Source organism: Marinobacter sp. LM1 (genome assembly GCF_042763285.1).
GTDB lineage: Bacteria > Pseudomonadota > Gammaproteobacteria > Pseudomonadales > Oleiphilaceae > Marinobacter > Marinobacter nauticus.
In genome coordinates this window covers 3,721,717-3,743,819 of the sequence record NZ_CP114373.1, presented here as the reverse complement: position 1 = coordinate 3,743,819, position 22,103 = coordinate 3,721,717, and the positions used below count along the sequence as shown (strand labels likewise).

The following is a 22,103-nucleotide window of genomic DNA, read 5'->3' as shown; positions in this document are numbered from 1 at the left end:
GGCGCTGAACTCTATGCGCCGACAGCGAGAAGAGTTGGCCAGCCACGTTCCCGGTATGCTTTACCAATACCGTCTTCGTCCTGACGGCAGCTCGCACTTCCCTTATGCCAGTGCGAAGATACAGGACATATACGGGGTTGCACCGGAGGATGTTGTTGAAGATGCCACTCCTGCGTTCGCTGCGCTCCATCCTGAAGACCGCGACCGTGTGCATGAAACCATGCAGGCGTCGGGGCAGTCACTCGCGCTTTGGCATGACGAGTACCGGGTGCAGTTTCCAGACGGTCGGGTGATCTGGGTCGAAGGCGAGGCGTCGCCTGAAGCCATGCCTGATGGGAGCATCCTCTGGCACGGCTATATCCATGATGTCACCTCACGCAGAAGATCCGCGGAAGAGCTTCGCCTTGCGGCTACAGTTTTTGAGCACGCAGGAGAGGGCATCCTCGTTACGGACACTCAAGGCCACATTGTCAACGTCAATCGGGCGTTTACCGTGATCACTGGTTATGCGCGGGAGGAAGTAGTGGGTCAGACACCTCGTCTGCTCGAGTCCGATCGCTATGACGATGAGTTCTATCAGACCGTTGGGCAGGCTCTACGTGAGCACGACTATTGGCACGGAGAGCTCTGGTGCCGACGCAAGAACGGCAGTCAGTTTGCCGCGCTGCTGACGATCAGTGCGGTCCCGGATATGCGGGGCAATATCGAGCATTACGCCGCCATGTTTTCCGACATCACAGCGCTGAAGGAGAACCAGCAACAGCTTGAACGCGTTGCTCATTACGACCTGCTCACCGGCTTGCCCAATCGACTATTGCTTGGAGACCGCCTTAAGCAGGCCATTCGTCAGACACGTCGGCGTGGCATGCACCTGGCGGTTGTCTTCATCGATCTGGATGGATTCAAGAAGGTCAACGACCAGCACGGCCACGCAGTCGGCGACAAATTGCTTTCCGTCCTGTCCAGGCGTATGACGCAGGTGTTGCGCGAAGACGATACCTTGGCCCGCCTTGGTGGTGATGAGTTTGTCGCTATTCTGGTCGACCTGCCGGATAGTTCCGTCAGCGTACCGATTCTCGAGCGCCTGATCGAGGTGGCTTCACAGCCCGTACCGATTGGTGACGCACTGTGCGAGGTGAGCGCGAGTATCGGTGTGAGCTATTACCCGCAAGGCGAAGATATCGACGCCGACCAACTGCTGCGGCAGGCAGATCAGGCTATGTATCGTGCCAAGCAAGCCGGCAAGAATCGATATCACGTTTTCGATACGGAGAAGGATTGTACGCTGCGCACCCGTCACGAAGGATTTGACAGCATAGAGAATGCACTTGCCAATGGGCAGTTTCTGCTTTATTACCAACCTAAGGTCAACATGCGCACCGGTGAGGTGCTGGGCGCCGAAGCCTTGATCCGCTGGCAACATCCGACGCGTGGCTTGTTATCTCCTGCCTCCTTCATACCCATCATTGAGAACCATCCGCTCGGGATTGACGTGGGGGAATGGACCATCGAGGCTGCGCTGACCCAGATCGAAGTTTGGCGCAAGGCCGGCCTACATGTCCCGATCAGCGTGAATATCGGTGCGCGACACTTGCTGCAACCGGACTTCATCATGCATCTACGGGGTATGTTGTCACGACATCCCGGCGCCCGGCCGCAAGACCTTGAACTGGAAATCCTCGAAACCAGCGCCGTGGAGGACTTCGTTCAGGTGTCTCAGTTGATGGCCCAGTGCGGGAGGATGGGATTGCGTTTTGCCCTCGACGATTTCGGCAGCGGCTATTCATCGCTGACCTATCTGAAGCGCCTGCCCGCGTACCTGCTCAAGATCGACCAGGGGTTTATACGCGACATGCTCGAGGATCCGGACGATATCGCCATCCTGGATGCGCTACTGGCACTGGCAAGGTCGTTTGGCAGAAACTGCATCGCGGAGGGAGTCGAATCCATTCAGCATGGTGAAATGCTGCTGCGTCTGGGATGCGAGTGGGGCCAGGGTTATGCCATCGGGCATCCGATGCCGGCGCATGAATTCGAGCAATGGCTACACACCTGGCAGGTACCCTTATCCTGGAAGGGATTCAAACCTGACAGTCGCTCCGCGCTGCCCGTGCCGTTCACATACGCCGACCACCGGGTCTGGATTTCCCAGATGATCGACTATCTGTCAGGTAAGACCCAAGTGCCGCCTCAACCCGAAGCACTCCAATACTGGCGGGATCAAAGTGGCCGCCCTACGTTCTTCGGCAAGGACCCTGATGATCAGGTCGATGTCCTGCATCAGAGCATCCAGCAGTTAGCGAACACCCTGAGTGAAATGAAAAATGCCGGCCGTGTCGAGGCATTGAGGGCTGGCATCGACAAGTTGCAACATTTGCAGGCGGATCTGCTGGGATTGCTGCCGCCAGACCAGAAGCCGGCTTGATGCCATGCACGGGACAAAGGGTTGACGTGCAAAAGGCTGATCGAGTCGTCTTCTCGCACTCCCCGTTCCATTAAGGTTTCATCGAAAGAGAGAGCAACGCTTATGCATAAAGAATCTGGCCACACGACCCTTGACGAGATACGCTCCCAGTGGCGGCTGATGACGGTTTACGAGCGCTTCGAGCAGGTCGTCGCCCTCGTTCTGTCAGCGGTAATTGCCGTCATCATCGTGGTGTCGCTGTTCCAGCTCATCGCTATCGTCTTCACGCTGCTGGTCCTCGATGCCTTCAATCCCCTGGATCACAAGGTATTCCAGAATGTGTTCGGCATGATCATGACGCTCCTGATCGCGATGGAATTCAAACATTCGATCGTCAGAGTGGCGCTGCGTAAGGAAAGCATCATCCAGGTCAAGACCGTCATTCTGATCGCGATCCTGGCACTGGCCCGCAAGTTCATCATCCTTGGCCCTGACGTTGATCCTGCCAAAGTGGCCGCCCTGGCGGGGACGATACTGGCCTTGGGTCTGACCTATTGGCTCATGCGTGAACGCGACGACCGGATGAGCGAGCAATTGGACCATGGCTCTTTATAGTCTAGACGATCGACACGATGCCAGGTCGAGGCACCGCTGGCTCAATCGCTTTCAAACCGCGCTGCTGGTTTTGACCCTGGTGGGGATCGCAGCAACCGCTGGTAGTCTGCTGTTCGGCGAGATTGGCCTTTGGCTGGCACTGGCAACCTGCGCATTGACCCTGCTGATCGAGCCTGTCGCCGCCCCTGCGATGACCTTGCGCCTCTATGGCGCCCGTCCCTTGCATTACCAGGAAGCCCCCGCAATCTGGTCGCTGTTGCGGGAGTTGGCCGTGCGCGCCGGATTACCGAATACGCCGGTTCCCCACTATGTGCCCAGCGGCATCGTCAACGCTTTTGCTACTGGTTCGCGACGCCATGCCTCTATTGCCCTCACTGATGGCCTGCTCCGCAGCCTGAGTATCCGGGAACTGCAAGCCGTGCTGGCGCATGAGGTCGCGCACATCGCTCAAGACGATCTGCGTGTCATGGGTCTGGCTGATTCGATCAGCCGGCTCACGAGCCTGCTGGCATTGCTGGGTCAGATTACGCTCCTGATCAGTATGCCGGCGCTGTTGGCCGGTACCGTAGAAATTAACTGGCTTGGCTTACTGCTGTTGGCCGCTTCGCCGCAACTGGCACTGCTCGCGCAGTTGGGCCTGTCACGCGTGCGAGAGTTCGATGCCGACCGGATGGCCGTAGAGCTGACGGGGGATCCGCACGGACTCGCCTCGGCGCTGGCGAAGATCGAACGGGTGAGCCGCTCGTGGCGCGCCTGGATGTTGCCCGGTTGGGGCAATCCCGAACCGTCCTGGTTGCGCACGCATCCGACGACAGAGGATCGTATCGCGCGCCTGATGGAGTTGGCGCCTCAGTCATCGCAGACCCTGCCGTTCCAAACGGAATATCTCGTACCAAGGTCGTTCGCCCCGATGCGCCCACCACGCCGGGGCCTGAGCGGCCTTTGGCGCTAAATCACTCGAAAGGAACCCCCGTCATGGCTTACCCCGATCCTTACCCACAACGCCCAGCTCCGGATCAATTCGTCCGGCGGTGGCTCTTCATCACTACGTGCGTTGCCGCACTCATGCTGTTCTGGCAGTTCCTGCCCGCCATCGAAGCCTGGTTCAGCCCGCGCGAAGCCGCTGAGCGCACCGTCACGCCGCGTGGCGATCTGGCCGCAGACGAACAGGCCACCATCGAACTGTTCGAGAAATCCCGAGCATCGGTGGTCTACATCACCACCGCGCAGCTGGTGCGCGACGTCTGGACGCGCAATGTCTTCTCCGTGCCCCGTGGCACGGGATCGGGCTTCATCTGGGACGACGCCGGCCACGTCGTCACCAACTTCCATGTTATCCAGGGCGCGTCCGAAGCCACCGTCAAACTCGCCGATGGCCGCGACTACCGGGCCGCACTGGTGGGGGCTAGCCCAGCACACGACATCGCCGTACTCAAGATCGGCGTCGGCTTCAAACGCCCGCCTGCAGTGCCGGTCGGCACCAGCGCCGACCTCAAGGTGGGACAGAAAGTGTTTGCTATCGGCAACCCCTTTGGCCTGGACTGGACGCTCACCACCGGCATCGTCTCCGCGCTCGACCGCTCGTTACCGGGAGAAGCGGGCGGCCCGGCTATTGATCACCTGATCCAGACCGACGCCGCCATTAACCCCGGCAACTCGGGCGGCCCCCTGCTCGATTCGGCCGGGCGGCTTATCGGCATCAACACGGCGATCTACAGCCCCTCCGGCGCCTCGGCCGGGATCGGTTTTGCAGTGCCGGTGGACACCGTCATGCGGGTAGTGCCGCAACTCATCAAGACCGGCAAATACATCCGCCCGGCGCTTGGCATCGAGGTGGACGAACAGCTCAATCAGCGCCTGCTTGCACTGACCGGAAACAAGGGCGTGTTCGTGCTGCGTGTCACCCCCGGCTCTGCAGCACACAAAGCCGGGCTCGCTGGGGTCGAGATTACCCCGCAAGGCATCGTGCCCGGCGACCGCATCGTTCGCATCGACGGCACGGCGATCGACGATGTGGCCAACCTGCTCGCCTGGCTCGACGACAGGAAGGTCGGCGATGTGGTGGTCTTGTCCGTGGAACGGGCCGGCAAATCGCGAGAGGTGCAGGTGGAGTTGCAGCCCGGGATTTGATTCAGTTGAATCTCTGGTTCATGCGGCGTCGCAGAGGTGGCCGTACCCAATCGTCCAGAACCCTGCCGGGCAGATCTAGGGGACGGCAGTGATCTCGATTCCGCGTTTCACCTTACGTTCGAATCCCTCGGTATAGTAATTCATTACTCACCTTGTCCAGTGGTTAGATAAGGCTTCCGCCTGCTCCATAATCAACTCAATCGCCGCTGGCGCCTTGTCTGGCGGGTACTTGTACCGCTGCAACGTCCGCCGCACCAGAATCCTAAGCTTGGCCCGCACGCTCTCCCGCACCTGCCAGTCTACCGTGGTGGATTTGCGCAGCTTGTCGGTGATCTCCACGGCGATCTTTTTAAGGGTTTCGTCGCCCAGCTCCCGCACGGCGCTTTCGTTGCTGGCCAGAGCGTCGTAGAAGGCCACTTCGTCCGGGTTCAGACCGAGGGCGGCATCCCGCTCCATTTCTGCCTGGAACTGCTTGGCCATGGCGATCAGCTCTTCGATCACCTGGGCTGTCTCGATGCCCCGGTTGTTGTACTTGCGCAGCGTCTCCTGCAGACGGTCGGCGTACTTCTTCTCCTGGACCACGTTGTTGCGGGTCTTGGCCTTGATGTCGTCTTTGAGCAGCTTTTCCAGCAGTTCCACGGCGAAGTTCTTGTAGGGCATCTGCCGAACGTCTTCCAGGAACTCATCAGAGAGCAGGCCGATGTTGGGCTTGTCCAGGCCGCACAGGGCGAAGACATCCGTTACCCCTTCGGCCACCAGCGCGTTGTCCAGGATCTGCTTCAGGGCGGTGTTCTTCTCTTCCTCGGTCAGCTTCTTGTCTACGCTGGTGAACTTGGTGATGGCCGTCTTCACCTGAGACAGGAACGCCACCTCCTTCTGAAGCGCCTGGGCTTCGTCCAGGGTGGCGCACAGGGAGAAGGCTTTGTTCATGGCCAGCACGGTATCCAGGAAGCGCTTTTTGCCGTCTTCCAGGCTGAGCACATAGTTCGCGGTGGCCAGCAGAACCTTGCGGGGCTCGGTGTCAAAACCGCTATAGCTGAATCCCTTACCTTTGGGGCCGGGCGCAAACATGCCGTGGATGATGTCCAGCTTTTCCAGCAGGATGGCATAGGCTTCCTCGGCACTGTGGGTGGGGGAGCCCTTGCCCTTGGCGTCGGTGTAGGTTTTCAGGGCCTGCTTGAGCTCGTTGGCGATGCCGATGTAATCCACCACCAGCCCGCCGGGCTTGTCCTTGAACACGCGGTTTACCCGGGCGATGGCCTGCATCAGGTTGTGGCCTTTCATGGGCTTGTCCACATACATGGTGTGACAGCAGGGCGCATCGAAGCCGGTCAGCCACATATCCCGAACGATCACCAGCCTGAGCGGGTCGTTGATGTCCTTGAAGCGCTTCTCGAACCGTTTTTTGGTCTGCTTGTTGTGGATGTGCGGTTGCAGCAGCGCGCGATCAGAGGCGGAGCCGGTCATCACGATCTTGATGGCGCCTTTCTCGGGATCATCGTCGTGCCATTCCGGGCGCAGGGCGACAATCTCGTTATACAGGTGAACCGCAATCTCCCGGCTCATGGCCACAATCATGGCCTTGCCGTCTATGGTGCTGGAGCGGGTTTCAAAGTGGTTTACCAGGTCTTCCGCCACCTGCTTCAGGCGCGGGCCGGCGCCGACCAGCTTCTCCAGCCGGCTCCACTCGCCCTTGGTTTTCTCGCGGCTGCCAACGTCTTCGTCGTCTTCAACCACTTCCTCCACCTGATCCGACAATTCCTCGATCTGTTCGCGGTTGATGTCGAGTTTGGCCAGGCGGGATTCGTAGAAGATGGGCACGGTCGCACCATCGTCCACCGCGTCCTGGATGTCGTAGATCGACACGTAATCGCCGAACACGGCCCGGGTGTCTTTGTCTTCGCTCTCGATGGGGGTGCCGGTAAAGCCGATGAACGAGGCATTGGGCAGGGCATCGCGCATGTGGCGGGCGTAGCCGAACTTGTAGGTGCCGTCCTTCTTGAGGGTGGCTTTCAGGCCGTACTGGCTGCGGTGGGCTTCGTCTGAGATCACCACGATGTTGTGGCGGTCGTTCAGAATCGGGTGGCCGGATTCGTCATTCAGGAGGGCAAACTTCTGTACCGTGGTGAAGATGATGCCGCCGGATTCCCGCTCCGCCAGCAAGCGGCGCAGGGTATCCCGGTCATCGGCCTGCACCGGTTCCTGCTTCAACAATTCCCGGGCCGCGCTGAAGGTGGCGAACAACTGGCCGTCCAGATCGTTTCGGTCGGTGACGACGATCAGCGTGGGGTTGTTCATCTCCGGCTGTTGCAGCAGCTTGCCGGCGTAACAGCACATAGAAATGCTTTTGCCAGAGCCCTGGGTGTGCCACACCACGCCGGCCTTTTTGCTGCCGGGCAGAACCTCGTCGCCGTAGGTGGCGCGCTTCTCTTGAATACCATTGCCACTCATATCCCGGGCGGCAATTACGGTTGCGCGAACCGCCTCACGCACCGCGTGGAACTGGTGGTAGCCGGCAATCTTCTTGATCAGCTTGTCGGAGTCCGTCTCGAAGATCACGAAGTAGCGGATGTAATCCAGAAACAGCTCCCGGTCGAAGAAGCCTCGCACCATGGTTTCCAGCTGCCACTCCAGCAGGGGCTTGTCGTCCTCATGCTTGATGGTGCGCCAGGGCATGTAGCGTTCCTGGCTGGCGGTTAGGGAACCCACACGGGCCAGATAGCCGTCGCTGATGATGGCCGCCTCGTTGTAGGCAAACAGATCGGAGCATTCGTCTTTGTAAGTCTGGATCTGGTTGTAGGCATCCCAGATGTTCACGTTCTCGGCGCCGGGGCTCTTCAGCTCCAGCACTGCCAGGGGCAGGCCGTTGATAAAGCAGATCACATCCGGCCGGCGGAGCTGCTTGGAGCCTTCTAGGGTGAACTGGTTGATGGCCCGGAAGCGGTTGGCGGACAGGTCGCCGAAGTCCACCAGAAAGGCCTGATCGTGAACTACCTTGTCGTCGCGCTTGTACTCCACCGGTACACCATCCAGCAGCAGGCGGTGAAAGGCCCGGTTGCTGATCACCACATCCAGGCTTTCCGGTTTGCGGACAACGGCCACAGCTTGCTCAACGGCGCTCTGGGGCAGGTGAGGGTTGATGCGGCGAATAGCCGCCTCAAGATCCGCCAGCAACAATACCTGCCGGTAATCGGCCCGTTCCGGGGCCTCGCCATCCGGTGCCAGGTCTGGCCCGTGGGCGATCTCCCAGCCGCCTTCGGCAAACCATTCCAGGCATTGTTGTTCCAGCTGATCTTCAGTCACTCCGTACTTCCTTACTTAAACGGATTCATTCAGGGCGCGGCCAAGAAAACACGCGCAATTTCAAGAGAGTTGGCCAGAGTATGGTCGATAGCAGGCTAAACGGCCAGAGTCTGCATCTGGTTATAGCGGAACCGTCTATTTCGATTGTTTCGTTTGTTTCGTTTAGGACGCATAATATGGCCATACCGTTTGTTGTTTACTTTAAGGGGGCTGCGATGTCTGCTCAAAAAATTGTACATTTGCCGACGGCGGCCGAGGTGGAACAGGCCAAGCTCTCCAGTCGCACCTTATCCAAGTACGCGGATGCGGATCGGGTTCAGCTTTCGCTCCGTGGCAGTAACGGCGAGACTGACGAGCTGGTGCTGCCCGGGCATGTGCTACAAATTCTGCTGGACGTGCTGGCGGAAGTGTCCCAGGGCAATGCCATCAGCCTGATCCCCTATCACCAGGAAATCAGCACACAGGATGCGGCTAACCTCTTGAACGTCAGTCGCCCCTTCCTCGTGAGGCTGCTGGAGTCTGGTGATATACCCTTCCGGAAGGTGGGTGCCCATCGACGGGTTAAGCTGCAGGATGTCCTGAGCTACAAGGAACAGATAGATCGCCAACGGCACGCCGCACTGGATGAATTGGCCGAACTGTCACAGGACGAGGGAATGGGGTACTGACAGGCAATGAGCAAATTCACCGTCGTTTACGATGCCTGCGTACTCTATCCCGCCCCCTTGCGGGATGCGCTGATGCGACTGGCATTGACAGATTTGTTCAAAGCGCATTGGACGGACCACATACACGACGAGTGGATCAACGCGCTGTTGAGGGCGAAGAAACATTCGCCGGATAGCTTGTTGCGGGCGAGGGAACTGATGGATCGGCATGTGCGCGATGCCAAAGTGTACGGTTACGAGCCGCTGATCGAAGGGCTAAGCCTGCCGGACCCGGACGATCGCCACGTGCTGGCCGCTGCCATCCGTTGTAACGCCAACGCCATCATTACCTTCAATTTGAAGGATTTTCCTGAAGCCGCGCTTCGCCAGTACGATATCGAAGTTATCCACCCGGATGACTTTATTCTCTACCAGATCGACATGGCGCCAACACTGTGTTGCCGCGCCTTTCAGGCCCAGCGGTCGGCGCTTAAGAATCCGCCACTCAGTGTCGATACCTTTTTGGCAACGCTGCAAAAGCAGCAATTGCCCCAGACGGTTTCGAAGCTTCGGGAGTTTGCGGATTTCCTTTAGCCATGGGTTCCAGAATGGAACCTATGCTCTTTCAGCTCTTCGGCGCGAGTGGCGCAACTACCGAGAGATCCTCGGTGGTTGCCGGTTTCGAATCTGCGCGTTTGGTCGCTGATCGAACGTTCCGGAAATACCGGAGAGTTCCCGCCCCCTTTATTTCGGCAGTAAGTGCAAAATTTGCAACAACTGAACTCCTAAGGATTCTTTAGTAGTTCCCGGCTTGTCTGATTCAGCAATATGCAGTTTGTGCATATTACTCATCTTTTCCCTCGACAGTAATTCGGGCATCAGTCATCCGCCGCCACCACCGTCCAGACTCGTTTTAGCGGCAGCTGGGCTTTCAGCTCATCGTCCAGCTTGTCGTATACCGCGAACAGCTCATCCAGCAAGTCATCCTGAGACTATAACCGCAGACGGAAGAAGCTGCTGGCCATGTCCTTCTGCACATTCTGTTTGAACCCGCCCCAGGCGACAAACAGACCATGGTCGGCGTTGAACTTCGACATGGCTCCCAAGAGCTTGTCCACAGTGGGCCTGTCCACCGTTCCAGTGCCGGACTTCACCTCCACACAGATGGTTTGGCTACCGAAGCCCATCATGCCGTTGGAAGCCAGAATATCTGCACCTCCGTCCGCGCCTTCGGGGCTCTGCCAAATGGTGTAGCCCTGCGCTTTGAGGATGGCTCCTACCAGTCTGGTTAACTCATGGCCTTTGAATTTCTGCTCAATCAGACTGACCACCTGTTGCTTGGCCAGGTCTGCCAGATTGAAATCGAATCCGTCATCACCGGATACATCATCGGCATCGTGGTTAGTAGACTGGCCGGTGTGCTGGATCACTGACTTGGTGTTCTCAGCCTGCCAGCCAGCCTTGTGCATGGCCTGCAGGCGCAGCAGTGCGTTGTTGCGCCTGATGCGGCAGATAGTCATGAACGCGCCGAAGCTGTAGAGCAGGTCTTGCCCAAAGTGAGAGCGGGGGATCTCCTGCCCAAACCACTCGACGGACCGCCAGTGGAAGAAGGGATCCGGGCCTTTGGCGTTATGAACGTAGTCCCCCGTTATCTTCCCGACATACACCACAGGCTGTTTTTTGGAGGGGAGCACCACCCAGTCACCGGCTTGCATCGTTTTGACGAATGGCCAGATTTGGCTGCTGTGGTTCTGTAACCGCTTCAGCTTTTCATTCGGGTAAGTCTGCTCAAGCAGTTCCAGGAGGGACTGCCGGTTATCCAGTTTCGACAGATCTTCACCAAGCTCATCCCAAGTCAGATAGATTCGGCCTTCGTCGAGAAATTTTTGCTCGAATTCGCCATGAGATCCTGCTCGGGTTAACCACAGTTCCATTAGTTGATCTCCTCTTGCGGAATCAGCTCTTCTTCCGTCATTTGATACTCTGCATCACTAACGGAGAGTTCGCCGGATAGGAGCTTGGGTAGCAAAGTATCTCTGAGACTTGCCAGTGATTGGGCTTGCCATATGTTTTTTGACTGCATGCGATACATCGCCTCAGTATGCTGTGAGTAAACAGCTCTGAGTTCGCTTTTTGGAAGAATTACGTCCATTGCCGCAACTTGCTTTGGCTGAGCTCTTTGTCTGCTACCAGTCGAACCTGTTACACGAATCATAATCCCGCTTTGGAAAGGCTCAGAGGTAATCATTCCGGCTATGAACGCTCTATGCTGAGGTTCTAGCGGTACAAACTGCATGAATTCTGTGGAGCAGATTGCAGCGTCTGGATTCTGTACATCAGGTATCCACGTGCGAGGAAAGTGTGGATTCAACTTGGACGAAAGCACCGCGGTTGGGTAGACCTTGTACTTGTTACTTTTGATGTCAGCTCCAGTCTCAAAAGCTGGCGTCGCTCCTTCGTCGAAAGCAGGGATGCTGTAGTGCTCCCAGGCCTTCTCTGGATCTTGGGCGGGCTTAACCGAAGTGGTGTCTAATCTAGCGATGCTCAAGAAGGGCGCGATCGTCCACCCCTCCGGAATCTCCCCCAACTCACTGTCCTGCATAGCCGACGGAAACAGCTCGGCGGTGGCGCGGAGTTCGGCGTATTGCTCGGGTCGTTCGGCCTGGAGGCGGGTTAGCTCTGCTTCACTTTTGCCGGAAATGGCCTGCATGGCGGCGAGCAGGGCATCTTCCTCGCTGCCGCCGGCTTCCAGTGCGGCGATCTTGGCTTTGACCGGCTCGAAATCGACAAACCAGCTTTTGAAGATGGCCTGGGCCATTTGTTCGAGGGTTTGGTTGATATGTGAGTTTAGGATCTCTTTTTCATCGAGAGCAGTTGCCGTAGTCACAATCTTTCGTTGTTCGTGCCAAGGGGGTAGCTCTATCTCGAGGTTCTGGAGCCGTTTTGTATCGAGTTTTCCGGCTCCAATACCTGTGTGTTCGACCATTTCCAGCAGCAGCTGCTCATTGGCTTTTAGCCAATAATACAAATACAGTTCGTCAGTTACTTGGCCTGCAATCAGCTCTGGTTTTACTCTGATTGCCTTTACATCCTGATTGAAGGCAACCTCGCGCTCAGCAATGCCAACAGGAATTCGTTTATGAAGCGTGCTCCCTCTTACAAGCAGAAGAATTGACCCTTTAGGGGCAAGCCGAGAACCAGCCTCGAGACCTTCCGTTGTGATTTTCAGGTCAGAGTCAAAGTAGCGAGAGCCGCCCATGGATGAGGCGCTAATCCACGGTATGTCTTCACCCCAATATTCAGGTTTTTTCTTTGAGGGTGTGCCCCCAGAGAACCAGTCGGTGAGATCGCCAAGCCTGTGAGACATTGCTACAGAACTCATTCGTAGTCTCTCCTTGCAGCTCTGTAAGCTTGTTGCGGCGAATTCGGAGTGTCGGGCAACGTCATCACAATGCGCTTCTCAGCTAGCAGAGGGCGAAGATAATTCTGTCGAATGGTTTCCGCGTTACGCGAGAGTAGCAGTGCAAGTTCCTCAACTCGCCAGTCACGTTGTTCGCAAAGTGCTACGACCAGATCCCTTACTTGTTCCGGAGGGTGTCGCTGACCGAGCGCTCCGACCCGAGCGGCCAGGTTTCCCGGCAGCTGGTCAAATAACGTGTCCCGAGCTTCCTGATCAGGGTTACCGGATTGTAGTTCCGGCTTACTGGATAACGGCTCTGACTTACTAGATAACGGCGTTTGCTTACTAGATAACGGCTCTGACTTACTCGATAAGCCGTCTTCGGAACCGATTAATTTGCCTGTTGGCTGGTAGTAAGTGGCTGACCCACGCCCCTGTTGAGTAAGTAGCCCGAAATCCCGAAGTCGTCGCAGGGTAGCGCTTGCGGTCAGGGGGTCTACTTTGTTGAGGGCGCGATAGGTGGCATTGTCGATAACACCGGCTTCCCTAGCTACGATCAGCGCCCGGGCCTCCTCGTCAGAAAGGTGAAGATCTTTAAATCTTGCCAGCCACCGGATGTCGTCCTCTCCAAGAAAGTGGTGGAACAGGAATTGTGTGACGAACTGGTCCTGACCTCGGTCAGACTCGAACAGTGGAGGTGCAAGACCTGCGGCATCCATTACCTCGCGAATGGCTCGAATCCCGCTACCTTTGGTTTCTGCAAAACGGGTTTCATGTAGAACAGCGGCGAGTACCGGGTTCCTCGGCATGGAACCGGGCTCCCCCAGGTGCTCGGGTGATTTCAAAGAGAAGCCCGGATTGCGGATTTCCAATCGGTTTGCGTAGCGGATGATTTGTACTGGTGCCTGTGTTCGGTAGCTGCGGTGCATCAGAGCGTTAACCAAGGCTTCCCGCAGAGCTCTCTGTGGAAGAACCGGTTTATCAACACGCTGTAACTCCCCTTCTTCGAGGCCAAAGGCTTTTGGGAGGTCATCGAGAACCGCTGCCTGTGCCCGTCTGAGGAGGCTGAACATGGGGGCCCGAATTTCCACTGTATCAAAGCGCCGGTCCGGATTCGGCACCCATTCGCGGCCGGGTACCCGAATATAATCAACGCGCGTCATCGGGAAGCAGCGTCGTAGGGCTATCGATTTTCCAAACAGCAGCAGGCCCGCAACGGTTGGTTGCCATTGCCCGTTTCCGTTGCGACGAACCGCTTTCAGAGCCTGCAAAAGTTCACTATCTGACCAACGCAGTTCTTCCGCGTCCGCGTTAACCTCTGCCCGGGCCTTTCGATAGTCTTCGACGGCTGCATCGTCAATGTCTTCCATTGAGGCATCAGAGACGATTCCGGCATCAAAGCTCTCTTGCTGACGCGATTGGTAGAAAACAGCCATGTCGTCTTCGGTGCATCGCTGGTCTGTGCTACCAATGCGACGGAATGCCCCGCGTGGGAGTCCGGTTGCCGTAAAGTAAATGGGCTTGTCCTGTGGGGAGGCTTCCGGAACACTAACGACGATAACCGCCTTATCGTTTAGCCACTCTGTTGTGATATCAACTCTAAGAGGGAGGTTGAACTTTGTTGCGCACTGGCTCGCGATGTCACTGCTGACCTTGTCTGGGTCAGTTATTCCCTCGACCTCGTAGCCCGGGAAAAGTGCCATTTCCTCCCGTACGACACCCAATAGCAACCAACCGCCCCCCAGATCTGGTTCATTTGCCAGTGCGCAGATCGTTTCGAGAATCGACTTGCCGGCTTCGCTTGCACGTTTGGCTTCTATCTTTTCATGTTCGTCCAGGAGGTTCAGGTTCTCCAACAATTGGGCGGCGTTCATGATTCAGTACCCCATAGGCCCAGAGCGGACAGGTTCGACTTAATCTCAATTTCCAGCCGCTGACTCTCCGAAAATTGCTCCCGCAGCTGCCCGGTCAACCGCGCCATCTTCTCGGCAAACGGCTCGCCGTCGTCTTCCTGCTCCTGAGCACCCACATAGCGCCCCGGCGTCAGCACAAAGTCGTGCTTTCTGATTTCGTCCAGGCTGGCGGATTTGCAGAAGCCGGCGACGTCCTCATAACCCTCACCACGCTGCCAGGCATGGAAGGTGTCGGCGATCTTGGCGATGTCGTCGTTGGTGAAGTCCCGCAGCACCCGATCCCGCATGAAGCCCAGGTTGCGGGCGTCGATGAACAGGAACTCTTCCCGGCGGTCGCGCTTTTTCTCGTTGCGCACCATGCCGTTGGCTTTGTCTTTGGTCAGAAACCAGATACACGCCGGGATCTGGGTGTTGGTGAACAGCTGGCCGGGCAGGGCGACCATGCATTCCACGAGGTCTTCCTCTACCAGGCGCTTACGGATTTCGCCTTCGTTGTTAGTGTTGGAACTCATGGAGCCGTTGGCCAGCAGCAGGGCCATGCTGCCCGTGGGCGCCAGGTGGTGGAGCATGTGCTGCATCCAGCCGAAGTTGGCGTTGCCCTTGGGCGGGGTGCCGTACTTCCAGCGCACGTCGTCGGCCAGGGATTCGCTCCACCAGTCTTTGATGTTGAACGGCGGGTTGGCCATGACGAAGTCGGCACGCAGGTCTGGGTGCTGGTCGTCCAGGAAGGTATCGGCGTTCTTCTTGCCGAAGTTGAAGTCGATGCCCCGGATGGCCATGTTCATGGCGGCCAGCTTCCAGGTGGTGGGGTTGGACTCCTGTCCGTACACGGAGATGTGCTTTTTCTGCTCGCTGGCGTCGTAGTGCTGTTCGCTGGCGTGTTCTTCGATGAACTTGTCGCTGGAGACAAAAAATCCGCCGGAGCCCATGGCTGGGTCGTATACGCGGCCTGAGTAGGGCTGCAGCATTTCGACAATCAGGGTGACGATGCTCTTGGGGGTGTAATACTGGCCGCCCTGCTTGCCTTCAGCCAGAGCGAACTGGCCCAGGAAGTATTCGTACACATGGCCGAGAATGTCTTTGCTGTGCAGGTGCAGTTTCTCGCCTTCGAACACCGGCCGGGTGAATGAGGTGTCGGAGAAGGTGTTGATCAGGCCCAGCAGCTTGTCGTTGTCCAGCTGGTACTGGCTGATGCGGTTGAGAATGCCCTTGAGCTTGGCGTTGCTCTTCTCGATTTCTTCCAGGGCGTTGTCGATCAGCCAGGACACGGAGCGCAGCTTTACGTCGTTACCGGCATCGTCCTGCCAGAGCACAGTGCCCACGGGCAGCACGGCTTTCTCTTTCAGGGTGCTCCAGCGGGCCGGCTTGGGCACCCAGAACACGTTGGCTTCGCGGTAGTAATCTAATACTTCCAGCTCTTCCAGCAGGGCTTGTTGGTAGTCCTCGTCGCCGTCGTAGTCTTCCGGCGGCAGGTAGTAGATGTCGTCGTTCTCGTCCTTGAACCGCTCCAGCAATTCTTCCTGGCGCTCCTCGAAGGCATCGGAGACGTACTTCAGGAAGATCAGGCCCAGCACTACGTGCTTGTAGTTGGCGGCATCCAGGTTGGCGCGGAGCTTGTCGGCGGCTTTCCAGAGTTTGTCGTCCAGGGCTTTGAGGAATTGCTGTTCCGTGTTGTTCATTGCTCGGTTGTTCCCTATGAGAAGTTACGGCTTTCGTTCTCTGTTAAAGCGTAAAGGCACGGAGCGACAGGCTGTGTCGGTTCGTGCCTTGGATTGTTCCGGAGCGTAACGGGCAATACCGGGGGTGTATTGCTTGCTAACCACTCGATATAGGGTTGTTTTACGTCAGTTGGTGGGGTTAGGCAAGGTTAAGCGCCGATGACACCTGAAGAAAAAACGGAAGGTCAGAAACGAAAAAAGCCCCTGAAATCAGGGGCTTTTTTCTGGAAGGTGGTGGAGACGGCGGGAATCGAACCCGCGTCCGCCAGCACTAGGCCTTGAGATCTACATGCTTAGTGTCCTTCTATTGTTTTAACCTCAAGCGACCCGAAGGCCAGGGTGCAAGAGGCGAGCTCTTTAATCTTAGCCGAACACCAGTGAGCTCTGGTGAACGGAGCAGCCTATAAGCGATGACGTCCTGGGATGTTGCTACTGAGTTATAGGCGCCTCAGCCAGGACGACTGGAACGGCTTACGCCGCCAGTGCGTAGTTTTCGTCGTTTGCGACTATTACGTTGCAGCTTTGGATTTACGAGATTCGCTGCCATCTCGGCATGCACCCAAGGGTTCGTCACCGGCGTCGAAGCCAAGTCGTCCCCTTGTTATTTCAGTATATGTGTCCGGATTGCCAGACTTCAAGGCTTCTTTGTGTAACGGCGTTACTATTTGTACCTACGCCCGGCCTTGGTGAGCCTAGGAGGCCTGACGGAAACCGCCGGCGCCGGCTTTCGTGAGAGCAGCCTGATGCAGGTTCTCGAAGCTGTCACGGAAATAATCCATCACCTCGCCCGGGTCGGCTTTGATGCCTTTGTCGACGGTTATGCCGAACTGTACCGTGCCGGCGTAACTGAAAATGCTCATGCCTATACCTATGTTGCCGCTCTGGGGGACCCAGAACATGGGTTGAATCAGTTTGCTGCCCACCAGGTAAACCGCATGGCGTGGTCCGGGAACGTTGGTCAGAACTGCTGAGGCCTTGTTGCTGAGCAGGTCCAGTGCCCGGCGTTCGAGAATGTCCGGGCCGCGGCCAAACAGGTCCAGCAGGCTATAGGTTACCTGGGCTTGGTATGACCGTTTGAGCCGGTTCATGTTTTCCTGAACCTGGCGGAAACACATGATCGGATCCGTTACCTCAATAGGCAGGCACACCAGCACCAGGCCAAACTGATTGCCGAGGGTTTCGATGGGCTGGTCCAGTGGCCTCAGGTTGAAAGGAACGGCAACCCGAATGCCGCAGTCCGGAATGCTCTGGCCGTGCTCCGTAAAATGCCGGGTCAGCGCACCGGTCGCGGCGCAAAGCAATACGTCGTTGACGGTTCCCCCCAGTGTCCGCGCGCACTGTTTCACGGTTTCCAGTTCAAGGGGCTCGGCCCAGGCCACTTGTTTGCGGCCCAGCAGCGGGCTTTTCAGGCTGGTTTTCGGCTCGAAGGGGGCAAGTCCCAGTTTGGCCAGGTCCAGAACAATACCGCCGGCGGTGGTGGCCAGCTTCAGTGGGTAGTCAGGCTCTTTGCGAATGGAATCCACGAACAGGTTGGCCTGTCCCCAGGCCGCCTGAGTGCTGTCTACAATCCGGTGCAGGAACCGGCTGGCGGCGGTGCCGTTGGGTTTTGTGGGTAGCTTTGGGTGTGCAACGCGCTCTAGCTTGGGTTCAGGAGTGCGATCGGTCAGCGAAAGCAGTACCCGCACCAGTGAAATGCCATCGGCAATACAGTGGTGAATCCTGATTAACAGGGCGCAGCCGTTCTCATAGTTGTCGATGTAGTGTATCTGCCAGAGTGGCCGGCGGAAATCGAGAGCGGTGCTGTTGAAATCACTGGCCAGGGCCTGAAGCTCTCGCTTGCCGGCGTTTCCCGGCAGAGCGATGGTGTGCAGGTGGTTGTCCAGATCGAACAGGGGGTCGTCTTCCCAGTAGACCTTGTCACCTTTGTCAACGATGCGTTGCCGAAAGCGCCGGAATTTCAGGAAACGTTCTTCCAGGGTGCGCTTGAGTCGCTTGAGCGGAATGGGGTGTTCAAAGGCCAGTACCGCGGAAATCATCATGGGATTTTCCGGGGTATCCATGCGTAACCAGGAGCGATCGACCGAGGTCATGGCCGTCCGTTTTGCTGACATAAGCCCTCCCTAGGCTCTGAACCGGAGTCCGGGCCGCCTGGTACTGCCATCGGGGCCAACTGACGAAAGGCCTAAAAGTATAGGAGGCTTTTTGAAATCAGCAAAGAGGGTGCATATGCGACACAGTTTTGGTGTCAGGTGTTGGCCTCGCGCATGATGCGCTGTTTCTGGCGGTTCCAGTCACGCTCTTTCTCGGTAGCGCGTTTGTCGAACAGCTTCTTACCCTTCACCAGGGCGATCTCGCATTTTACCTTGTTCTTTTTCCAGTACAGGGCGAGGGGAATGCAGGTGTAACCCGCCTGATTCACCTGGCCGACAATCTTGGCGATTTCCTTGGCGTGCAGCAGCAGTTTGCGGGTGCGGGTCGGGTCCGCAATCACATGGGTAGAGGCGGTGTTCAGAGGCGTGATGTGGGAGCCCAGCAGCCAGGCCTCGCCATCCTTCAGCAGCACATAGGCATCAACCAGTTGTGCCTTGCCCGCACGCAACGACTTCACTTCCCAGCCAAGCAGGGCCAGGCCAGCCTCGAAGCGCTCCTCAATATGGTATTCGTGCTTCGCCTTCTTGTTCAGGGCGATGGTGTTGCTGGTTGGGGCGTTTGCTTTCTTCTTGCTCATGAATCCTGTCCGGGATCGGAAGAATGACGGTGCTGGTCTTGTCGGTACGCCAGCAAAGCGCGCATTGTAGCGCAGGAGTGCAAGAAGGGTCACGGATTCGCCGTCTGGCTAGGGTTTAGTGTCGTTCCTGCAGGCTTGCTTCGGCTACAATGATGCGCTCGTCACTGCCTGGGGAAGTAATGCTGCGCAAGTATCAGACGTCAATAGGGTCGTTTACCCGAAGATCCACCTTTTTCTGGGCTTCTGTGGGTGCCACGGTCGGCCTGGCCAATCTGTGGCAGTTTCCCTATCTGGCCAGTATCCACGGCGGCGGCTTGTTTATCTTGCTGTACCTGGCCTGTCTGCTGATTGTTACCCTGCCGCTGATGGTGACGGAGGCTGTGATTGGCCGTCATGCCCGGCATGGGATTGTGCTGGCCATGGACGGTATGGTGAAAAACGCTGGCTGCTCACCGTTCTGGCGACTGGCGGGGCCGCTTAGCATTCTTGCGGCGTTCGTGGTGCTCTCCTTTACCGCTGTTTTTGGCGGTATTGTTCTGGCTTACATCTTTTTCGGTGCAACTGACCGTTTCGAGGGTGCTTCGGCGGCCTCAGCAACTGCTGTTCTGTCGGAGCTGGTGTCGGACCCGGGCCACTATCGGCAGTTTATGGCCTGGCATGTTTTCTTCATGATTCTCGTGGTTGCGGTTTCTGCCCGTGGGGTGGTCAAGGGCCTGGAGCGATCGATGCGCATGATCGTACCCTGCACCCTGCTGTTGATGTTGGTGCTGTTCGGGCTGGCAGCAATGCGGGGGAGCTTGCAGTCCGGGATAGATCACGTTCTGGTGATGCGGCCGGAGCAGGTAACAGCGGCCAGTATCAAGGCAGCGTTCTTCCATGCTTTTTATACCTTGGGTCTCGGAATGGGGGTGTGGGCCATATTTGGCGCCTATTCCACCAGCCATACCCGCCTGAAACGCTCAATACTGGCTGTGGTGTTGATGGACACCCTGGTCGCCATCATGGCCGGATTGATGATGTTTTCAGTTGCAGCGGACGGTAGCAGCCTTGAGGGTGAACGGGGTTTCAGCCTGCTTTTTGTTTCCCTGCCGGTCGCGCTATCAGGCTTACCCTACAGTCAGGTGGTGATCGCGTCGGTTTTCCTGCTGGTGGTGCTGATTGTCTGGGCGACGGGTTTGTCTCTGCTCGAACCGGTGGTGGGATGGTTCCGGGAGTGGACCGGGGCGCCTCGGGGCTGGTCTGCGGTCATTGTCGGGCTTGCAGTCTGGTTCGCCGGGCTGGCTTCCCTGTTCTCCTTCAATCTGTGGGCCGATTACCGCATAGGCGGTGCCACTGTATTTCGATGGCTGGAACTGGTCGCCGGTGGCATTGTGATACCGGCGGTGGCTATTCTCATTGCCACATTTGCCGGCTGGTGTATCACCCGGCGCTTCGCGGCAACCATTCTGGGCAATGCGCCGGTTGTGTTCCGGAGAATCTGGTTCTGGGTCATGCGCCTGGTGCTTCCTGTTGTGGCGGCCTGGATCGGGCTACAGTACACGCTTTTCTCACTCGGCAGCCTGTGTGACAACGGCAGTGCTGCTATCTGGTGCCAGCAACCTACAGCGTCTGCTGAGGCGCAGAATAGGGCGCCTGAAGACAGTCCGGTTGAGGAAGATGTACCTCCGAAGACACCCGAAGAGGCCGTGCTGCCCGCGGAAAACGGGCAGCCCGAACCAGATGAAAATGCCCCCAAAGAGGGCGATATCCTTTATCATAGTGTCTGACTGGCCCGGCAGGGCTGGAACGAAGTCTGAAACGCAGGAAATCCGGTTTACATGGCACATCAGATCGACAAGACCGCATTGGTTATGCACTCGGCGGAGCGTATGTTCCACCTGGTCAATGACGTTGCCCGTTACCCTGAGTTCTTACCCTGGTGTGCCGGGGCAGAGGTCCACGAACAGAACGACGCTGAAATCATGGCTTCACTGGATATTTCCAAAGGGGGCGTTCGCCACCGGCTGACCACACGAAACCAGTTGCTGATGCCAGAGACCATTGAAATGAAGCTCGTGGACGGCCCGCTCAGAAATCTTACGGGGCGCTGGCACTTTCGAGCTCTGGACGATAACGCCTGCAAAGTAATCCTGACCCTGGAGTTCGAATTTTCAGGCTCGCTTTCACGAATGACTTTTGGCCCGGTATTTAATCAGGCGGCCAATACCATGGTGGATGCTTTCTGTCGTCGCGCAGATGAGGTTTATCGCGGAGGGATCGTGTGATGGAAGTGGAAGTGGCCTATGCCCGCCCGGACAAGCAGCAGATTGTGCCCGTGGTGGTGCCTCCGGGCACTACAGCCCTTGAAGCCGTGAAGCTCTCCAGGATTATCGAGATCTTTCCGGAGATTGATCCGGACACTATCGATATGGGGGTGTTCGGCAAGGTGGTAAAAACCCCGGCCGAGCATGTTCTGAGAGAAGGCGACCGGGTGGAGCTGTATCGCCCGCTCAAGATTGATCCCAAGCAGGCGCGCCTGAACCGGGCTAAAAAGAAAGCGTAAGCGCTAGTGTCCCGTCTGGCTAATTCCTTAATCTACTGCTTGCCTCTGAGGACTCTGACCAAGGCGCCAGTCTGCAGATGTGGTGGTTCCACATCAAGGACTGGCAACACAGGGCTCAGAGTCCTCAGAGACAAGCCCTCCGGGAGCTTCTGAAAAACCGAAGAACGTCGTTCTGCTGGCTCGATTTGGAACCACCAAACCTTCACCAGCACGCCTAGCTCTTCGGTTTTTCAGAAGCTCAGTAGGTTAAGGAATTAGCCAGACGGGACACTAGTAGGCTGGTGTTTCTTCCAGGAGCTGGGCTTCGTAGTGGCTCAGTTGATCATTCTCGTAGTAAACGATGATGCGCTGTTCTTCGATATCGTTGCCCCGGCGCTGAAAGGTGTAAACAAAGTATTCCCGGGACGGGTCGACGGGGTTCAGCATCAACGGGCTTCCCAGCAGAGCGTGAACCTGACTTCTGGGCATGCCTTCGGACAGCTCCTTCAGCTCCTCATCGGTGACAATGTTGCCCTGCTGGACATTGATTTTGTAAACGCCCGGAAAAACACAGCCGGACAAGGATAAAATGCTAATAAGAACGATAGCGGGGAGCTTTTGCATCGCCGGGGGAAATCCTCTATCTTGAATTCGCCTGCGTTGAGCAGGTGTGAAACGGGTCATCCGTCGTACTGCGGCTTTATCATACCGGAAGCCGTGAGGC

At 57.2% G+C, this 22,103-nt stretch carries 17 protein-coding genes and 1 other RNA gene; 9 read left to right on the top strand and 9 right to left on the bottom strand.

Annotation, left to right across the window (positions count from 1 at the left end; all coding sequences use genetic code 11):
• The first annotated feature begins 13 nt into the window (after positions 1-13).
• The 4 genes from OZ656_RS17535 to OZ656_RS17520 all read left to right on the top strand — a co-directional run bounded on the left by OZ656_RS17535 (position 14) and on the right by OZ656_RS17520 (position 5,149).
• Complete coding sequence (locus OZ656_RS17535; protein WP_379945222.1) at positions 14-2,425, top strand: putative bifunctional diguanylate cyclase/phosphodiesterase; 2,412 nt, start codon at positions 14-16, stop codon at positions 2,423-2,425.
• A gap of 102 nt (positions 2,426-2,527) precedes the next feature.
• Positions 2,528-3,019 (top strand): phosphate-starvation-inducible PsiE family protein, encoded by a 492-nt coding sequence (locus tag OZ656_RS17530; RefSeq protein WP_023011421.1) that lies wholly within the window; start codon positions 2,528-2,530, stop codon positions 3,017-3,019.
• Positions 3,006-3,971 (top strand): zinc metalloprotease HtpX, encoded by a 966-nt coding sequence (locus tag OZ656_RS17525; protein ID WP_011786800.1) that lies wholly within the window; start codon positions 3,006-3,008, stop codon positions 3,969-3,971. The genes OZ656_RS17530 and OZ656_RS17525 overlap by 14 nt, the downstream gene beginning before the upstream one ends.
• A gap of 23 nt (positions 3,972-3,994) precedes the next feature.
• A complete protein-coding gene (locus OZ656_RS17520; RefSeq protein ID WP_278351132.1) occupies positions 3,995-5,149 on the top strand; it encodes a S1C family serine protease in 1,155 nt (384 codons plus the stop codon).
• A gap of 147 nt (positions 5,150-5,296) precedes the next feature.
• Here the strand turns inward: OZ656_RS17520 and OZ656_RS17515 are convergent, their stop codons facing one another.
• Positions 5,297-8,452, bottom strand: coding sequence for a type I restriction endonuclease subunit R (locus tag OZ656_RS17515; protein WP_278351133.1), 3,156 nt, complete (start codon positions 8,450-8,452; stop codon positions 5,297-5,299).
• A gap of 215 nt (positions 8,453-8,667) precedes the next feature.
• Between OZ656_RS17515 and OZ656_RS17510 the strand changes: the two genes are divergently transcribed.
• The gene (locus OZ656_RS17510; RefSeq protein ID WP_278351134.1) at positions 8,668-9,120 is read left to right on the top strand and encodes a helix-turn-helix domain-containing protein; all 453 of its coding nucleotides are present in this window, start codon (positions 8,668-8,670) and stop codon (positions 9,118-9,120) included.
• A gap of 6 nt (positions 9,121-9,126) precedes the next feature.
• Entirely contained in the window at positions 9,127-9,693 is a 567-nt protein-coding gene (locus OZ656_RS17505) for a putative toxin-antitoxin system toxin component, PIN family (RefSeq protein WP_278351135.1), read from the top strand.
• A gap of 398 nt (positions 9,694-10,091) precedes the next feature.
• Here OZ656_RS17505 and OZ656_RS17500 read toward each other — a convergent pair whose 3' ends face one another.
• The 7 genes from OZ656_RS17500 to smpB all read right to left on the bottom strand — a co-directional run bounded on the left by OZ656_RS17500 (position 10,092) and on the right by smpB (position 18,858).
• Positions 10,092-11,033 (bottom strand): restriction endonuclease, encoded by a 942-nt coding sequence (locus OZ656_RS17500; RefSeq protein WP_278351136.1) that lies wholly within the window; start codon positions 11,031-11,033, stop codon positions 10,092-10,094.
• Positions 11,033-12,481 (bottom strand): restriction endonuclease subunit S, encoded by a 1,449-nt coding sequence (locus OZ656_RS17495; protein ID WP_278351137.1) that lies wholly within the window; start codon positions 12,479-12,481, stop codon positions 11,033-11,035. Before OZ656_RS17495 ends, OZ656_RS17500 begins: the two co-directional genes overlap by 1 nt.
• The gene (locus OZ656_RS17490; RefSeq protein ID WP_278351138.1) at positions 12,478-14,373 is read right to left on the bottom strand and encodes an ATP-binding protein; all 1,896 of its coding nucleotides are present in this window, start codon (positions 14,371-14,373) and stop codon (positions 12,478-12,480) included. The genes OZ656_RS17495 and OZ656_RS17490 overlap by 4 nt, the downstream gene beginning before the upstream one ends.
• The gene (locus OZ656_RS17485) at positions 14,370-16,091 is read right to left on the bottom strand and encodes a class I SAM-dependent DNA methyltransferase (protein ID WP_278351139.1); all 1,722 of its coding nucleotides are present in this window, start codon (positions 16,089-16,091) and stop codon (positions 14,370-14,372) included. Before OZ656_RS17485 ends, OZ656_RS17490 begins: the two co-directional genes overlap by 4 nt.
• 271 nt (positions 16,092-16,362) lie before the next feature.
• Positions 16,363-16,728: a transfer-messenger RNA gene (ssrA, locus tag OZ656_RS17480) on the bottom strand.
• Between the two features lie 94 nt (positions 16,729-16,822).
• A complete protein-coding gene (locus tag OZ656_RS17475) occupies positions 16,823-18,241 on the bottom strand; it encodes a wax ester/triacylglycerol synthase family O-acyltransferase (protein ID WP_278351140.1) in 1,419 nt (472 codons plus the stop codon).
• Between the two features lie 134 nt (positions 18,242-18,375).
• Positions 18,376-18,858, bottom strand: coding sequence for an SsrA-binding protein SmpB (smpB, locus tag OZ656_RS17470; protein WP_011786782.1), 483 nt, complete (start codon positions 18,856-18,858; stop codon positions 18,376-18,378).
• 179 nt (positions 18,859-19,037) lie between these two features.
• Here smpB and OZ656_RS17465 point away from each other — a divergent pair, with 179 nt between their 5' ends.
• From OZ656_RS17465 to OZ656_RS17455, 3 genes are read left to right on the top strand one after another with little or no spacing between them, the layout of a single operon-like run.
• Positions 19,038-20,624, top strand: coding sequence for a sodium-dependent transporter (locus OZ656_RS17465; protein ID WP_278351141.1), 1,587 nt, complete (start codon positions 19,038-19,040; stop codon positions 20,622-20,624).
• Positions 20,625-20,675: 51 nt separating this feature from the next.
• Positions 20,676-21,122 carry a type II toxin-antitoxin system RatA family toxin gene (locus tag OZ656_RS17460; protein ID WP_014422610.1) on the top strand — a complete coding sequence of 149 codons (447 nt, stop codon included), beginning with the start codon at positions 20,676-20,678 and terminating at the stop codon, positions 21,120-21,122.
• Complete coding sequence (locus OZ656_RS17455; protein ID WP_278351162.1) at positions 21,122-21,400, top strand: RnfH family protein; 279 nt, start codon at positions 21,122-21,124, stop codon at positions 21,398-21,400. Before OZ656_RS17460 ends, OZ656_RS17455 begins: the two co-directional genes overlap by 1 nt.
• Positions 21,401-21,670: 270 nt before the next feature.
• Here the strand turns inward: OZ656_RS17455 and OZ656_RS17450 are convergent, their stop codons facing one another.
• A complete protein-coding gene (locus OZ656_RS17450) occupies positions 21,671-22,003 on the bottom strand; it encodes an outer membrane protein assembly factor BamE (RefSeq protein WP_278351142.1) in 333 nt (110 codons plus the stop codon).
• Positions 22,004-22,103 lie beyond the last annotated feature (100 nt).

Bases quoted from the DNA above. Each gene is read 5' to 3' on its own strand.
- OZ656_RS17490 (WP_278351138.1), bottom strand. From the start codon at position 14,373: ATGAACGCCGCCCAATTGTTGGAGAACCTGAACCTCCTGGACGAACAT.
- OZ656_RS17450 (WP_278351142.1), bottom strand. From the start codon at position 22,003: ATGCAAAAGCTCCCCGCTATCGTTCTTATTAGCATTTTATCCTTGTCC.
- OZ656_RS17535 (WP_379945222.1), top strand. From the start codon at position 14: ATGCGCCGACAGCGAGAAGAGTTGGCCAGCCACGTTCCCGGTATGCTT.
- OZ656_RS17505 (WP_278351135.1), top strand. From the start codon at position 9,127: ATGAGCAAATTCACCGTCGTTTACGATGCCTGCGTACTCTATCCCGCC.
- OZ656_RS17460 (WP_014422610.1), top strand. From the start codon at position 20,676: ATGGCACATCAGATCGACAAGACCGCATTGGTTATGCACTCGGCGGAG.
- OZ656_RS17465 (WP_278351141.1), top strand. From the start codon at position 19,038: ATGCTGCGCAAGTATCAGACGTCAATAGGGTCGTTTACCCGAAGATCC.
- OZ656_RS17475 (WP_278351140.1), bottom strand. From the start codon at position 18,241: ATGTCAGCAAAACGGACGGCCATGACCTCGGTCGATCGCTCCTGGTTA.
- OZ656_RS17525 (WP_011786800.1), top strand. From the start codon at position 3,006: ATGGCTCTTTATAGTCTAGACGATCGACACGATGCCAGGTCGAGGCAC.
- OZ656_RS17500 (WP_278351136.1), bottom strand. From the start codon at position 11,033: ATGGAACTGTGGTTAACCCGAGCAGGATCTCATGGCGAATTCGAGCAA.
- OZ656_RS17520 (WP_278351132.1), top strand. From the start codon at position 3,995: ATGGCTTACCCCGATCCTTACCCACAACGCCCAGCTCCGGATCAATTC.
- OZ656_RS17485 (WP_278351139.1), bottom strand. From the start codon at position 16,091: ATGAACAACACGGAACAGCAATTCCTCAAAGCCCTGGACGACAAACTC.
- smpB (WP_011786782.1), bottom strand. From the start codon at position 18,858: ATGAGCAAGAAGAAAGCAAACGCCCCAACCAGCAACACCATCGCCCTG.
- OZ656_RS17530 (WP_023011421.1), top strand. From the start codon at position 2,528: ATGCATAAAGAATCTGGCCACACGACCCTTGACGAGATACGCTCCCAG.
- OZ656_RS17495 (WP_278351137.1), bottom strand. From the start codon at position 12,481: ATGAGTTCTGTAGCAATGTCTCACAGGCTTGGCGATCTCACCGACTGG.
- OZ656_RS17510 (WP_278351134.1), top strand. From the start codon at position 8,668: ATGTCTGCTCAAAAAATTGTACATTTGCCGACGGCGGCCGAGGTGGAA.
- OZ656_RS17455 (WP_278351162.1), top strand. From the start codon at position 21,122: ATGGAAGTGGAAGTGGCCTATGCCCGCCCGGACAAGCAGCAGATTGTG.